Raw genomic sequence first — 13,067 nt, 5'->3', positions numbered from 1 at the left:
CCCGGTCCGCCGGGAACGGGATCAGCAACCCCGGAGAGGAGAAACCACGATGGCAGCGACACTGCAGGGCAAGCGGATCGCCTTCCTGGCCGCCGACGGCGTCGAGGAGGTCGAGTACACCAGGCCCCGCGAGGCGGTGGAGAACGCCGGTGCCCGGGTCGAGCTGGTCTCGGTGCAGCCTGGCGCGATCCGGTCCGTCAACCACCTGGACCAGAGCCGGGAGTACCCGGTCGACGTGACGACGAAGGAGGCGGACGCCGGGGCGTACGACGCGCTGGTGCTGCCCGGCGGCGTGGCCAACCCGGACTTCCTGCGGACGGACCCGGAGGCGGTGCGGTTCGTGAAGTCGTTCTTCGACGCCGGCAAACCGGTCGGGGTGATCTGCCACGGCCCGTGGACCCTGGTCGAAGCGGACGTGGTGCGGGGCCGCCGGATCACCTCCTGGCCGAGCCTGCGTACGGACCTGACCAACGCCGGGGCGAACTGGGTCGACGAGGAGGTCGTCACGGACCACGGCCTGGTCAGCAGCCGCAAGCCGGACGACCTGCCGGCCTTCTGCGCCAAGATCGTCGAGGAGTTCGCCGAGGGGCGGCACTGAGCATCGAGCCGGCGGCGCGGGTGACGGAACGCCCGCGCCGCCGATTCGTGTGTCCGGGGCATGATCTGCGGGAGGTGGGAAAGAACGCGGGATGACTGCCCAGGCCCACGATCGCCCCGTGCTGCACGCCCGCCAGATCCGCCTGCTGATGTTCGGTCTGATGACCGGGATGCTGCTGGCGGCGCTCGACCAGACCATCGTCGGTACGGCGCTGCCCACCATCGTCGGCGAGCTGGGCGGGATCAACCACTACTCGTGGGTGGTCACCGCGTACCTGCTCGCCTCGACCGCCTCCACCCCGCTGTACGGCAAGATGGCCGACCTGTACGGACGCCGCCCGGTCTTCATCTTCTCGATCGGCACGTTCCTGCTCGGGTCGCTGCTGGCCGGCCTGTCGCAGGACATGACCCAGTTGATCGTCACCCGCGGGGTGCAGGGCCTGGGCGCGGGCGGCCTGATGACCTTGGCGTTCACCATCATCTCGGACGTGGTCTCACCCCGGGAGCGCGGTCGCTACCAGGGGCTCTTCGGCGCGGTCTTCGGTCTGTCCTCGGTGGCCGGCCCGCTGGTCGGCGGGTACTTCGCGGAGACGAACTGGCGCTGGATCTTCTACATCAACGTGCCGTTGGCCATCCTCGCCATCGTGGTCTGCTACCACGTCATGCGGCTCATCCCGTTCCAGCGGCGCGAGCACGCCATCGACTGGCTGGGCGCGGGGCTGCTGGTCGCCGGGGTGAGCTGCCTGCTGCTGGCGCTGAGCTGGGGCGGCAACCAGTACGCCTGGAGCTCGGGCGTGATCATCGGGCTCTTCGTGGCCGGTGCGGTCCTCGGGGTGCTCTTCGTGCTCCAGGAGGCCCGGGTGCCGGAGCCGATCCTGCCGCTGCGGCTGTTCCGCAACGGCACCTTCTCGCTGGCCAACCTGGCCGGGTTCGTGCTCGGTCTGGTGATGTTCGGGTCGATCATCTTCATCCCGCTCTACCTTCAGATCGTCAAGGGCGCCTCGCCGACCCGCAGCGGTCTGCTGATGCTGCCGATGATGGCCGGCATCATCCTCACCTCGATCCTGACCGGCCGGGAGATGAGCCGGCGGGGGCGGTACAAGTGGTTCCCGGTGGTCGGCTCGGCGGTGCTGGTCGCCGGCATGCTGCTCTTCCGGCAGCTCCAGGTGGCCACGTCGCTCTGGGCGGCCTTCGGCTACATGGTGGTGATCGGCGTCGGGCTGGGCCTGTGCATGCAGTCGCTGATCCTGGCCGTGCAGAACGCGGTGGACGTGCGGGACCTGGGCGCCGGCACCTCGTCCGCGACGTTCTTCCGCTCGCTGGGCGGCTCGTTCGGCGTGGCGATCCTCGGCGCGGTGCTCTCCGCCCAGCTCACCAAGCAGCTCGCCGACCGGCTGCCGGCCGCGCTCGCGCAGCTCCCGCCCGAGCAGCGGGCGACGGTGGCGGCCAACGGTGGCGCCAACATCTCGATCAACGACCCGAAGACGATCCTGGCCCTGCCCGGTCCGGTCCGCGCCGCCATCCAGGGCGCGTTCGTGGAGTCGCTGCACCTGGTCTTCCTGACCACCGGGCTGATCGCCATCCTCGCCGTGCTGGTCACCCTGGCCATGCCGAACCGTGAGCTGCGCGGTACCGGCCCGCAGGGCGCGACCGGCGGCGCGGACCCGCTGGGCGGCAAGGCCGCCGCCCCGGGCGGGAAGCCGCTGGCGAAGGAGTCGAAGGAGGAGGCCGCCGCCGAGATGGAGGCCAAGTCCCAGACCATGCTCTGAGCGGCCGGTCGCGGTCACCCTCCCGGCGCGGCCGGCGGCGGGTGGGCGGTGAGCAGGTCGAGGATCAGCGCCAGCGGCGACCAGGCCGCCCGACCCCGGCGGGTCACGGCGTACGCGCGCAACAGGATCTGCGGTCCGGCGAGGGGCAGCAGGCGGACGCCGGGCACGGTCGGCTGGTCGCCGGGGAGCAGCCCGACGCCGAGCCCCGCGACGATGAGGTCCTGGACCAGTTCGAGGCTGTCCGCCCGGTGCACGATCCGGGGCTCGAACCCGGCCATCGAGGCGATGGTCCGGACCACCACCTCGTCGGCGGTGTTGCGCGAGTTGACGATCCAGTCCGCGTCCCGGAACCGGTGGAAGACCGCCGGGGCGTCCTCCGCCGGTCCGGGCGCCGCGCCGGCCGGCGCCCCGAGGTGCCAGGCCGCCGACCACAGCGGCGTGGCCTCCAGCGCGCGGTCCATCGCCGTCGGGGCCAGGTTGTAGTCGTAGGTCAGCGCGAGGTCGACCTCGTCAGCCGCGAGCAGCGCGTACGCCTCGGCCGGCTCGTGCTCGTGGATGCGCAGGCGCACCCGCGGGTGGTCGGTCGCCAGCCGGGCGGTGAGCGGCAGCAGCGAGCGCCGGACGGCGGTGGCGAAGCCGGCGACGCGTACGGTGCCGGCCGGTTCGGCCCGCGGGTCGAGGTCCAGCCGGGCCGCCTCGACCGCGGCGAGGATCGTCACGGCGTGTTCGGCCAGGCGGCGGCCGGCCGGGGTGAGCCGGACCCGGCGACCGTGCGGCTCGACCAGCTCGGCGCCCACCTCCCGGGCCAGCGCCGCCAGCTGCTGCGACACCGTCGAGGTGGTGACGTGCAGCTCCTCGGCGACCTGGCGCATCGAGCCGAGCCGGGCCAGTTCGCGCAGCAGGCGCAGGCGACGCAGGTCCACGAGGACGATTGTTCACGACTGTCGAATGGTTCGTCCAGAAATAACACGTGGACGCGAACGGTCCGCGCCGGCTCTACTTGTCCGCATGACCACCGCCACCTCCGCCCGTGCCGGCACCGCGATGGCTGTCGCCGCGATGACCTGCGTCCAGCTCGGGCTGGCCGCCTCGGTCGGGCTCCTCGACCGGGTCGGCCCGGAGGGCGCCGCCTGGCTGCGGCTGGCCTGGGCCGGCGTGCTGCTGGCGGTGGTGGTCCGGCCCCGCCCGTCGGCCTTCACCCGGTCGGCCCTGCGGGCCTGTGTGGCGCTCGGCGTGGTGACCGCCGCCGTCACCATGCTGTTCATGGCGGCGGTGGCCCGGCTGCCCCTGGGTACGGCCAGCGCGCTGGAGTTCCTCGGGCCGCTGGGCGTGGCCGTGGCCCGCGGTCGGGGCGGCGCGAAGCTCTGGCCGGCGCTGGCGGCGGTCGGGGTGCTGCTGCTCACCGAGCCGTGGCACGGCGGCGTGGACCTGGTGGGGGTGGCGTACGCGCTCGGCGCGGCGGCCTGCTGGGCCGCGTACATCCTGCTCACCCAGCGGGTGGGCGACGAGGTCTCCGGCGTCCGCGGCCTGGCGGTCTCCATGCCGGTGGCCGCCGTGGTCGCGACCCTGGTCGTCGGCCCCTCGGTGTTCGGCGACCTGACCTGGCCGTTGCTGCTGGCCGGCCTCGGGCTGGCCGTGCTGCTGCCGGTCGTCCCGTTCGTGCTGGAACTGCTGGCGCTGCGCCGGCTCACCACCGCCGCGTTCGGCACGCTGATGAGCCTGGAGCCGGCCATCGCCCTGATCGTCGGCTTGGTCGCGCTGGGTCAGGTGCCGGGCATCGGCGCGGTGGCCGGCATCGCCTTCGTGGTGATCGCCGGGATCGGCGCGGAACGGTCCGGCGCGCGGCCGGGCACGGGCAGCGGGACGACGCCCGGCGAGCGGCCCGCCGAGGTGGCCCTCACTTGAGGATGAGGCGGTTGGTCTGCTCGAAGACGTCCAGGTCGGCGAGGGTCTCGACGACGCTGGAGGAGAGCGGGGTGGGCAGCTCCTCCGGGTGGAAGAAGCCGGCGTCGATGGTCTCGTCGGTCACCCGGGCCAGCTCCCCGTCCCACTCCTCGACCCGGAACGCCGTGGTGAAGACCTGGTAGGTGTGGCCGTACATGTTGGTCTGGGTGCGATCCGGGCCGGTGTAGAGCGCGAACGCGCTGACCCGCAGGGCGCGCAGCCCGGTCTCCTCGCGTACCTCCCGGACGGCGCAGTCGGCTATCGACTCGCCCAGCTCCATCGCGCCGGCCGGCATGGCCCACTGGCCGTTGTCGGAGCGCTGGATCAGCAGCACCCGGGCGGCGTTGTCCCGGACCACGGCCCGGGCGCCGACGAACATCAGGGTGCGGTCACCGGCCAGGGCGCGCAGCTGCCCCACGTACGAGTCGGCCCACGAGATGCTCACCCGGACAATCTACGCACCTCCGCCGGCCGGGTCGGCCGTTCCGGGGCTTCCGGTGTGTGACCGCCGCCACTAGCTTGTTACCCATGCGTAGCACGATGATGGACGCCCCCCTCCAGGTCGCCCGGATCCTCGAACACGGCTCCACCGTGCACGGCACGGCGGAGGTCGTCACCTGGACCGGTGCGGAACCCCGCCGGATGTCGTACGCCGAGGTCGGCCGCACCGCCGCCCGGCTCGCCCACGCCCTTCGGGACGAGTGCGGGGTGACCGGCGACGAGCGGGTCGCCACCTTCATGTGGAACAACAACGAGCACCTGGTGGCGTACTTCGCCGTGCCGAGCATGGGCGCGGTGCTGCACACCCTCAACCTCCGGCTCTTCCCGGACCAGGTCGCCTACATCGCCAACCACGCCGAGGACCGGGTGGTGCTGGTCGACACCACGCTGATCCCGCTGCTCGCCCGGGTGATCGGCCAGATGACCACGGTCCGGCACGTGGTGGTGGTCGGCGGCGGCGACCCGGCCCCGCTGGTGGCCGCGGCCGGCGACCGGATCGCCGTACACCACTGGGACGCCCTGCTGGCCGACCGGCCGGACAGCTACGACTGGCCCGAGGTGGACGAGCGCGACGCCGCCGCGCTCTGCTACACCTCCGGGACCACCGGCAACCCCAAGGGGGTCGCCTACTCGCACCGCTCCATCTACCTGCACTCCCTCCAGGTCTGCATGCCGGAGGGCTTCGGGCTCGGCCCGCAGGACCGGGAGCTGGCGATCGTGCCGATGTTCCACGCGATGTCCTGGGGCCTGCCGTACGCGGCGTTCCTCTCCGGCGCGTCGCTGATCATGCCGGACCGGTTCCTCCAGGCCGAGCCGATCGCCGCGATGATCGCCGCCGAGCGGCCCACCCTGGCCGGCGCGGTGCCGACCATCTGGACCGACCTGCTGGCCTACCTGGACAGTCACGACGTGGACACCTCCTCGCTGAAGGAGGTGATCGTCGGCGGCTCGGCCTGCCCGCCGTCGCTCATGCACGCCTTCCACGAGCGGCACGGCATCGAGGTCATCCACGCCTGGGGCATGACCGAGATGTCCCCGCTGGGCTCGGTCTCCCGGCCCCCGGCCGGGGCGACCGGCGACGCCGCCTGGCGTTACCGCTACACCCAGGGCCGGATCCCGGCCGGGGTCGCCGCGCGGATCGTCGGCCCGCTCGGCGAGCCACTGCCCGCCGACGGGACCTCCGTCGGCGAGCTGGAGGTCCGCGGGCCGTGGGTGACCGCCCGGTACGTCGGGGACGACACCCCGGACGAGGAGAAGTTCCGGGACGGCTGGCTGCGGACCGGGGACGTCGGCACGCTCTCCCCGGACGGCTACATCACGCTGACCGACCGGGCCAAGGACGTGATCAAGTCGGGTGGGGAGTGGATCTCCTCGGTCGAGCTGGAGAACGCCCTGATGGCGCACCCGGCAGTGCTGGAGGCGTGTGTGGTGGGCGTACCGGACGAGCGCTGGGACGAGCGGCCGCTGGCCACCGTGGTGGTCCGGGAGGGCGCCTCGGTCAGCGCCGAGGAGCTGCGGGAGTTCCTGGCGAAGTCGGTGGCGCGCTGGCAGTTGCCGGAGCGCTGGGCGTTCATCGACGCGGTCCCGAAGACCAGCGTGGGCAAGTTCGACAAGAAGGTGGTGCGCTCCCGGTACGCGGAGGGCGACCTTGAGGTCCGCGAACTGACCGCGCCGTAACATTTTCCGGCGTACCGTCGCCTGCACGGGTAGGGACAAGCTTTCAAGCATCCCTCCCCAGAGGGCGGCCCCGGCGTTCGCACCGCGCCGGGGCCGCCCGTCCATGCGGGGCGACCCGCACACTCATTCTCGCGAAACTTGTTCGTCTCTGTCCTGATGTCGGCGAAATCCGTTTCGCGTTCTCAGGAGTCGGCGGTGGCGATCAGCACCTTGCCGACCGCGCCGTCCTCCACCGCCTTGTGCGCCGCCTGGGCCGCCGACATCGGATAGCGGTGCAGCGGCAGGCCGGCCTCCTCGTCCACCCGGATCGCGCCCTGCGCCACCGCCGCCGCGATGTCGGTCACCGCCTGCGCCTTCGCCGCCTTCGGGGCGGTGTAGATCAGCACGAACTGCCAGCGCGCGTTCGGCACCATCAGCGGCCGGATCGGCAGGGTCACCTCGGCGCCGCCGTCGTCCGCGTAGACGCAGACCGCCCCGCCGGTACGCAGCACCTGCACGTCCGCGGCGGCGTTGCGGGCGGCGGAGACCTCGACGATCGTGTGCACCCCGTCGGGCGCGACCTTGCGGACCTCCTCGACCACGTCCTGCTCCCGGTAGTTGATCACGAAGTCGGCGCCAGCCGCCGCCGCGAGCTGCGCCTTCTCCGGGCTGCTCACCGTGGTGATCACGCAGGCGTCGGCCCAGCGCGCCAACTGGATCGCCGCGTTGCCGACCGCGCCCGCCCCGCCCTGCACCAGCACCACGTGGCCGCTCAGCGCGCCCGCGTGCAGCTTGTCCGGCATGTACTCGCCGGCGGTCAGGCAGCGGTGCGCGGTCATGAACGGGATGCCGAGGCAGGCGCCCAGGTCGAACGAGGCGGAACCCAGCCGTACCGTGTGCCGGACCGGGACCACCGTGTACTCGCTGGCGGTGCCCCAGGGCCGCTGCCAGGCCGCCTCCCAGACCCACACCCGTGAGCCGATCAGGATCTGGTCGACGCCCTCGCCGACCGCCTCGACCACGCCCGCGCCGTCCTGGCCCGGGATCTGCCAGCCACCCGGCAGCGGCCAGTTCCGGCGGGCCTTCCAGTCGGTCGGGTTCACCCCGGCCACCGCCATCCGCACCAGCACCTCGCCCGGGCCCGGCTCCGGCACGGGCCGCTCGACCACCTGGAGCACCGAGGCGTCCCCGTTGCGCTCGTACACGATCGCCTTCATCGCCGTCCCCTCACCGTTCGCCGCGTGCCCCACCGGTTGCGCTACCCGGCCGCCCCCTGATCATTCCGATCCGGGCACCCCTGCGAAACGTACAACCCTGCAGTCGGCAGGACGTACCGCCCTCCGAACGCCCGTTCGCCGCGCGCCGTGCCCCCCACCCCAAGATCCGCGCAGTTTCAGGGAAAGAGTGGCCTTACGAGCAGGCCAAGGCCACTCTTTCCCTGAAAATGGCCCTCGCCGGTCGCGGGGAGGGGGCGGCTGGGGTGGGTTAGCCCGCTGCGGCGGCGCGCTGCACGTAGTCGATCAGCGCCGGGGAGGGGCCGCCGAACTGCTGGGCGATCTCGGCGCTGTTCTCCGCCTGCATCCGGTAGAGCGAGTCCCGCAGGCCCGGGTCCCCGCCGTGGAACGCCTCCAGCAGCTCCATCCAGCGCTTCGCCAGCGCCCGCACCCGCGGGTCCGCCGGGTCCGTGCCCGCGTCCAGCTCCGCCTGGACCTGGGCGATCAACCGCGGCCACTCCTCCTGTACGCCGCGGATCGCGTCCTCGCCGAGCTGCTCGCGCCGCTGCGCCAACGCGGCGAGCTGCTCCTCCGTGAAGTAGTTGCGGATCGTGTCGTCCACCCTGGTCACCTCCTCGATCAGAGCGAGCAGGTCGACGGACGTGGCGCCCCCGGCGGCGCGTACGGCCGGCACCAGCGCGGCCAGCCGGTCCCGCAGCCCGCCCAGCGCGGCGAGCTGCCGCTCCACGTGCGCCAGGTGCTCGCCGAGCAGCTCGGCCAGCTCCGGGCCACCCGTGCCGGTCCGGTCCAGCAGCACCCCGATGGTCTCCAGCGGCAGGCCCAGCTCGCGCAGCGCGACGATCCGGTACAGCCGGTCCACGTCCCGCTCGGCGTACAGCCGGTGCCCGGACGAGGTGCGCGCCGACGGCCGCAGCAGCCCCACATGGTCCCAGTGGTGCAGGGTCCGGACCGTCAGCCCGGTACGCCGGCACAGCTCACCGATCCGCCAGGTGGCCGCCACGTCCCTCTCCTTCTCGCGTCACCGCGCCCTGCGGCGACGGGGACCGACGCTATGACCTGACGTAGCGTCAGGAGCAAGTCGTTCAGTCGAGCCGCTCCACCACCTGCGGGGTGAGCGCGTCGATCCGGGGCAGCAGCACCGCCGCCAGCGCCTCGGCGTCCGGGTCCAGCGGGTACGACCCGTGCGGCACGGCCACCACCCGCATCCCGGCGGCGGCCGCCGAGCGCACCCCGTTCGAGGAGTCCTCGATCGCCACGCACCGGGCCGGGTCCACCCCGAGCCGTTCCGCCACCGCCAGCCAGACGTCCGGCGCGGGCTTGCCCCGGGCGGTCTCCTCGGTGGAGAGCGTCGCGCCGAAGGCGTCGGTCAGGCCGGTGGCGGCCAGCGCCGCCGCGATCAGCCGGGTGGGCGAGGAGCTGGCCAGCCCCAGCGGCCACCGCGCGCCCATCCGGCGCACCACCGCGTCCGCGTCGTCGATCAGGGGTACGTGCTCCGCGTACCGCCGGGTCATCTCGGCCACCACCTCGTCGGCGACCTGCTCCGGCGAGCGGTCGACGCCCAGCTCCCCGCTGAGGTAGGCGGCCCACTCGGCGGTGCTCATCCCCATCAGCCGGCGCTGGGTGTCCGGCTGCCAGGTGCCCCCGTGCGCGGCCACGTACGCCCGCCGGACCTCCTCCCAGACCGGCTCGGAGTCCACGATCACGCCGTCCAGGTCGAAGAGCACCGCGTCCACCATGCCGCCCATCCTGCCCGAACCACCGCCCGGCATCAGGTCAGGAACGGCGCCCACTCCCGGACGGAGACGATCTCGACCCCGGGCGTGGTGAAGTACGGATCGGCGGCGAGCAGGGCATCCAGCGCCGGCCGGTCCGGCACGTCGAAGACGAGCACGGCGCCGGAGTCGTCAGCCAGCGGCCCGGTCATCCGCACCTTCCCCTCCGCGTGCAGCGCGGTGAGCAGCTGGCGGTGGGCGGGGCGGGCGGCGAGCCGTTCCGGGGCGTCGGTGAAGGCCAGTTCCACGATCCACATGCCGCCCATCCTGCCCGACGGCCCCGACGGCCGGCGGCCGGCGGCCGGCGGCCGGCGGCTCAGCCGGCCGCGGCGGCGGAGCGCTGGGCGGGCAGCCCGATCGGGCTCTGCGGCGGGATGACCGTGCGGCACCGGGTGGAGATCGGTTCGAGCAGCTCCCGCAGTCGCGCCGTACGCTCCGTGCCCAGCGCCCGCCACGGGCCGACGGCGGCCCGGTCGGTGGCCTCCTCGACGGCCCGGAACGTCGCCGTGCCGTGCGCGGTCGGCGCCCGGTCGGCGGTCAGCCAGCCCTTCTCGACCAGCCCCTCCTCGGCGGCGGCCCACTCCTGGTCGGTCCAGCCCCGGGCCCGCTGGTGGAACTCGCGGGACTGGTCGACCCGGCACCGCCAGGCGATCACCTCGACGGGGGACAGCCCGGTGGTGACCAGCGCCCCCACGTGCCCGTCGCCGCGGTGCTCGCGCAGCGTGGTGGCGGCCTGCCAGAGCCGGGCCAGCGGGTACTCGCCGCGGGGCAGGGCGGCGTTGACCGCGCCGAGCACCCGGCCGGCCGTCTCCACCTGCCCGGCCGCCTCCTCCAGCAGCTCGGCCGCCTCCACCAGGTGCGCCTCGGGCAGCTCGTAGGTGAACTCGGCGAGCGCCTGGACCGCGCCGGTGAGCCGGGCGCGCAACGCCTCCTGCGGGGTGGCCAGCCGCCACACCGCGGGCAGCGCCCGGGCCACCATCGGCGGCGCGAAGCTGAAGAACGCGGCGATCACGGGCGGCGCGTCGACCGCACCGAGCGGGGCGGCCCGGCCGGCGAAGTAGCCCCGCCAGTAGCCGCGCAGCCCGACCGCCTCGTACGCGGCCCGGGCGCGCGGGTGGAAGTAGGTCACCGCGTGGACCGGCTCGAAGTGCGTCCACATCACCCGGGCGAGCCCGGGGTCGTCCAGCGCCGCCACGTGCACCTCCGTCGGTGGGCCAAGGTCACCGTGACGGCCGGGGCCGCCCACGGTGACCTTGAACCTACTGCCCCTGGGTGAACGGACGGAAGCCCAGTGTGACCTACTGCGCGGCGAGCACGTCCACGACGAAGCGCAGCGGCCCGGCCGGGCGACCGCCCGACGCGTCGTTGCCGTACGCCAGCTCGGCCGGGATGTCGAGCTGCACGCGGCTGCCCACCGGCACCCCGACCAGGCCCTGGTCCCAGCCGGGGATGACCTGGCCGACGCCGATCGCGAAGGTGGCCGGCGAGCCGTTGTTCCAGGAGGCGTCGAACTCCTTGCCGTCCTTGTAGAACACGCCCACGTAGTTGGTGGTGATCTGCTGACCCTTCTTGACCGCCGGGCCCTTGCCCTTGATCAGGGTGGTCACCGTGAGCTTCTTCAGCTCGCCCTTGCCCGCCTCCACCTTCGGACGGGTGGCCAGCGCCGGGTCGGCACCCTCGGGCAACGCCGGTGCGGCCGCGGTCGGCTCGACGATCGAGCTGGCCGACGGGCTGGCACTCGCCGCCGGCTTCTTGTCGTCGTCGCTGTTGAGCCAGACGATGCCGCCGATCAGCGCCGCCACCGCGAGCACACCCACCGCGGCACCCAGCATCGACTGCCGGCGACGCCGCGCCTCGGCGGCCTTCTTCGCCGCCAGCTGGGCGGCCAGCCGCCGCTCCGCCTTGGTGCCCGGGCCCTGGCCCGCCGACCGGTTCTGCACGCGCTCGCTCACGTCGACTCCCCTGCTGAGTGGGTGGGTGCTGGCCCGGCGGGCCGCCGCCGAGGCCAGCGCACACGGTACCCGGCCGGACGACGGCGGTGCTCCTACGGCCGGCCCGGATCGGACAGGAGACGGGTCGGTGGCGATTTACGGGAGTAGTTTCACGACCATGGCGATCCTCACTGAAGAAGACGTGGCCCTGCTCTCCGAACCGCAGCTCGCCCACGTGGCCACCATCGAGGCCGACGGCACCCCGCACGTCACCCCGGTCTGGGTGGACACCGACGGCGAGCACATCGTGTTCAACACCGCGAAGGGTCGGCAGAAGTACGTCAACATCGCCCGCAACCCGGTGGTCGCGGTATCGATCGTGGACAAGGCGAACGACTTCCGGACGCTCTGGGTGAAGGGCAGGGCCGAGCTGGTCACGGAGGGGGCCGACGAGCACATCGACCAGATGGCGAAGAAGTACCTCGGCCAGGACACCTACCCGTTCCGCCAGCCCGGCGAGGAGCGCGTGATCGTCCGCATCACCCCCACCGAGAGGCTCGGCCGCGGCTGAAAGGAAGGGCCCCTTCTTAACGCCTCCGGTATTGGAGGGGCCCCTTCCTAACACTTGAGGGGCGTCAGGCGGTCTTGCGGGGGGCTGCCTTCTTGGCGGCTGCCTTCTTCGCCGGCGTCTTCTTGGCGGCTGCCTTCTTCGCCGGTTCCGCCTTCTTCGCGGCCGCCTTCTTCTCCGCGGCCTTCTTCGCCGGGGCCTTCTTCTCGGCGGCCTTCTTGGCCGGGGCCTTCTTCGCCGCCTTCGCGGCCTTCTGCGCGGAACGGGCCGCCGAGATCGGGGTCGGCTCGGCCCCGGCACCGGCCGGCGCCTCGCCACGGGCCGCCCGGGCCCGCTCGACCGACGCCTTCAGCGCGGCCATCAGGTCGACCGCAGCGGCCGGCGCGGCCTCTTCCTCCTCCGGCTGGACCACCTCGCGGCCCTCGATCTTCGCGTCGATGACCTCCTGCAACGCCGCCCGGTAGTCGTCGGTGAAGGCGTCCGGCTCGAACTCGCCGGCCATCGAGTCGATCAGCGAGCTGGCCATCGCCAGCTCCGGGGGCCGCACCTTCAGGTCCTCGTCGAGGAAGCCGAAGTCCGGCGTACGCACCTCGTCCGGCCAGAGCATCGTGTTGAGCAGGAGCACGCCCTCACGGACCCGCAGGGTGGCGAGCTGTTCCCGTTGGCGCAGCGCCACCTTGACGATCGCCACCCGCTCCGAGTCGGCCAGCGCGTCGCGCAGCAGCACGTACGGCTTGGTGGCCGAACTCTCCGGCTCCAGGAAGTACGCCTTGTTGTAGAGGATCGGGTCGACCTGCTCGGCGGGGACGAACTCCAGCACGTCGATCGCGTGCGACGTGGTCAGTGGCAGTTCGGCGAAGTCCTCGTCGGTGAGGATGACCATCTCGCCGCCGCCGATGTCGTACCCCTTGGCGATGTCGTCATAGCTGACCTCCTCGCCGCAGACCTGGCAGGTGCGCTTGTAGCGGATGCGGCCGCCGTCGTCCCGGTGCACCTGGTGGAAACGGATGTCCTTCTCCTCGGTGGCCGAGTAGACCTTCACCCCGATCGACACCAGGCCGAACGACACCGCTCCTTTCCAGATGGCCCGCATC

Annotated in this window: 14 protein-coding genes; 5 read left to right on the top strand and 9 right to left on the bottom strand. The window is 72.9% G+C overall.

What is annotated here, in order from left to right; translation table 11 throughout:
- Positions 1 to 49 precede the first annotated feature (49 nt).
- A complete protein-coding gene (locus tag ACGFI9_RS07980; protein ID WP_393176213.1) occupies positions 50 to 598 on the top strand; it encodes a type 1 glutamine amidotransferase domain-containing protein in 549 nt (182 codons plus the stop codon).
- A gap of 91 nt (positions 599 to 689) precedes the next feature.
- Positions 690 to 2,366, top strand: coding sequence for an MDR family MFS transporter (locus ACGFI9_RS07975; protein WP_393176211.1), 1,677 nt, complete (start codon positions 690 to 692; stop codon positions 2,364 to 2,366).
- Positions 2,367 to 2,380: 14 nt separating this feature from the next.
- Here the strand turns inward: ACGFI9_RS07975 and ACGFI9_RS07970 are convergent, their stop codons facing one another.
- On the bottom strand, positions 2,381 to 3,289 hold the full coding sequence (locus tag ACGFI9_RS07970) for a LysR family transcriptional regulator (protein ID WP_393176209.1): 909 nt from the start codon (positions 3,287 to 3,289) through the stop codon (positions 2,381 to 2,383).
- An 85-nt stretch (positions 3,290 to 3,374) separates the two neighbouring features.
- Between ACGFI9_RS07970 and ACGFI9_RS07965 the strand changes: the two genes are divergently transcribed.
- Positions 3,375 to 4,271, top strand: coding sequence for a DMT family transporter (locus ACGFI9_RS07965; RefSeq protein ID WP_393176207.1), 897 nt, complete (start codon positions 3,375 to 3,377; stop codon positions 4,269 to 4,271).
- Here ACGFI9_RS07965 and ACGFI9_RS07960 read toward each other — a convergent pair.
- On the bottom strand, positions 4,264 to 4,755 hold the full coding sequence (locus ACGFI9_RS07960; protein ID WP_393176205.1) for an NUDIX domain-containing protein: 492 nt from the start codon (positions 4,753 to 4,755) through the stop codon (positions 4,264 to 4,266). The two genes, ACGFI9_RS07965 and ACGFI9_RS07960, sit on opposite strands and share 8 nt — an antisense overlap.
- An 83-nt stretch (positions 4,756 to 4,838) precedes the next feature.
- Here ACGFI9_RS07960 and ACGFI9_RS07955 point away from each other — a divergent pair, with 83 nt between their 5' ends.
- Positions 4,839 to 6,488 (top strand): fatty acid--CoA ligase, encoded by a 1,650-nt coding sequence (locus ACGFI9_RS07955; RefSeq protein WP_393176203.1) that lies wholly within the window; start codon positions 4,839 to 4,841, stop codon positions 6,486 to 6,488.
- Between the two features lie 182 nt (positions 6,489 to 6,670).
- Here ACGFI9_RS07955 and ACGFI9_RS07950 read toward each other — a convergent pair whose 3' ends face one another.
- The 6 genes from ACGFI9_RS07950 to ACGFI9_RS07925 form a co-directional block, all read right to left on the bottom strand.
- A complete protein-coding gene (locus tag ACGFI9_RS07950) occupies positions 6,671 to 7,684 on the bottom strand; it encodes an NADPH:quinone reductase (protein WP_393176201.1) in 1,014 nt (337 codons plus the stop codon).
- Positions 7,685 to 7,952: 268 nt separating this feature from the next.
- On the bottom strand, positions 7,953 to 8,702 hold the full coding sequence (locus tag ACGFI9_RS07945) for a MerR family transcriptional regulator (protein ID WP_393176199.1): 750 nt from the start codon (positions 8,700 to 8,702) through the stop codon (positions 7,953 to 7,955).
- Positions 8,703 to 8,784: 82 nt separating this feature from the next.
- Positions 8,785 to 9,438 carry an HAD family hydrolase gene (locus ACGFI9_RS07940; protein WP_393176197.1) on the bottom strand — a complete coding sequence of 218 codons (654 nt, stop codon included), beginning with the start codon at positions 9,436 to 9,438 and terminating at the stop codon, positions 8,785 to 8,787.
- A 32-nt stretch (positions 9,439 to 9,470) separates the two neighbouring features.
- Positions 9,471 to 9,731: a YciI family protein gene (locus ACGFI9_RS07935; RefSeq protein ID WP_393176195.1), complete on the bottom strand. Its 261-nt coding sequence runs from the start codon at positions 9,729 to 9,731 to the stop codon at positions 9,471 to 9,473.
- A gap of 59 nt (positions 9,732 to 9,790) precedes the next feature.
- Positions 9,791 to 10,633 carry a hypothetical protein gene (locus ACGFI9_RS07930; protein ID WP_393176656.1) on the bottom strand — a complete coding sequence of 281 codons (843 nt, stop codon included), beginning with the start codon at positions 10,631 to 10,633 and terminating at the stop codon, positions 9,791 to 9,793.
- 139 nt (positions 10,634 to 10,772) lie between these two features.
- Positions 10,773 to 11,426: an FKBP-type peptidyl-prolyl cis-trans isomerase gene (locus tag ACGFI9_RS07925; RefSeq protein ID WP_393176193.1), complete on the bottom strand. Its 654-nt coding sequence runs from the start codon at positions 11,424 to 11,426 to the stop codon at positions 10,773 to 10,775.
- A 157-nt stretch (positions 11,427 to 11,583) separates the two neighbouring features.
- Between ACGFI9_RS07925 and ACGFI9_RS07920 the strand changes: the two genes are divergently transcribed.
- Positions 11,584 to 11,976 (top strand): PPOX class F420-dependent oxidoreductase, encoded by a 393-nt coding sequence (locus ACGFI9_RS07920; RefSeq protein ID WP_393176191.1) that lies wholly within the window; start codon positions 11,584 to 11,586, stop codon positions 11,974 to 11,976.
- A 64-nt stretch (positions 11,977 to 12,040) separates the two neighbouring features.
- On the opposite strand, the gene ACGFI9_RS07915 is transcribed toward ACGFI9_RS07920, so the two are convergent.
- Complete coding sequence (locus tag ACGFI9_RS07915; RefSeq protein WP_393176189.1) at positions 12,041 to 13,066, bottom strand: Ku protein; 1,026 nt, start codon at positions 13,064 to 13,066, stop codon at positions 12,041 to 12,043.
- Position 13,067 lies beyond the last annotated feature (1 nt).

Source organism: Micromonospora sp. NPDC048930, assembly GCF_043197935.1.
Classification (GTDB): domain Bacteria; phylum Actinomycetota; class Actinomycetes; order Mycobacteriales; family Micromonosporaceae; genus Micromonospora.
The sequence above is the reverse complement of the archived record's forward strand: the minus strand, read 5'-3'. Positions and strand labels throughout refer to the sequence as shown.

Excerpts from the sequence above, each read along its gene's own strand:
- ACGFI9_RS07965 (WP_393176207.1), top strand. The coding sequence starts at position 3,375 with ATGACCACCGCCACCTCCGCCCGTGCCGGCACCGCGATGGCTGTCGCC.
- ACGFI9_RS07935 (WP_393176195.1), bottom strand. The coding sequence starts at position 9,731 with ATGTGGATCGTGGAACTGGCCTTCACCGACGCCCCGGAACGGCTCGCC.
- ACGFI9_RS07920 (WP_393176191.1), top strand. The coding sequence starts at position 11,584 with ATGGCGATCCTCACTGAAGAAGACGTGGCCCTGCTCTCCGAACCGCAG.
- ACGFI9_RS07980 (WP_393176213.1), top strand. The coding sequence starts at position 50 with ATGGCAGCGACACTGCAGGGCAAGCGGATCGCCTTCCTGGCCGCCGAC.
- ACGFI9_RS07930 (WP_393176656.1), bottom strand. The coding sequence starts at position 10,633 with ATGTGGACGCACTTCGAGCCGGTCCACGCGGTGACCTACTTCCACCCG.
- ACGFI9_RS07950 (WP_393176201.1), bottom strand. The coding sequence starts at position 7,684 with ATGAAGGCGATCGTGTACGAGCGCAACGGGGACGCCTCGGTGCTCCAG.
- ACGFI9_RS07955 (WP_393176203.1), top strand. The coding sequence starts at position 4,839 with ATGCGTAGCACGATGATGGACGCCCCCCTCCAGGTCGCCCGGATCCTC.
- ACGFI9_RS07940 (WP_393176197.1), bottom strand. The coding sequence starts at position 9,438 with ATGGTGGACGCGGTGCTCTTCGACCTGGACGGCGTGATCGTGGACTCC.
- ACGFI9_RS07975 (WP_393176211.1), top strand. The coding sequence starts at position 690 with ATGACTGCCCAGGCCCACGATCGCCCCGTGCTGCACGCCCGCCAGATC.
- ACGFI9_RS07915 (WP_393176189.1), bottom strand. The coding sequence starts at position 13,066 with ATGCGGGCCATCTGGAAAGGAGCGGTGTCGTTCGGCCTGGTGTCGATC.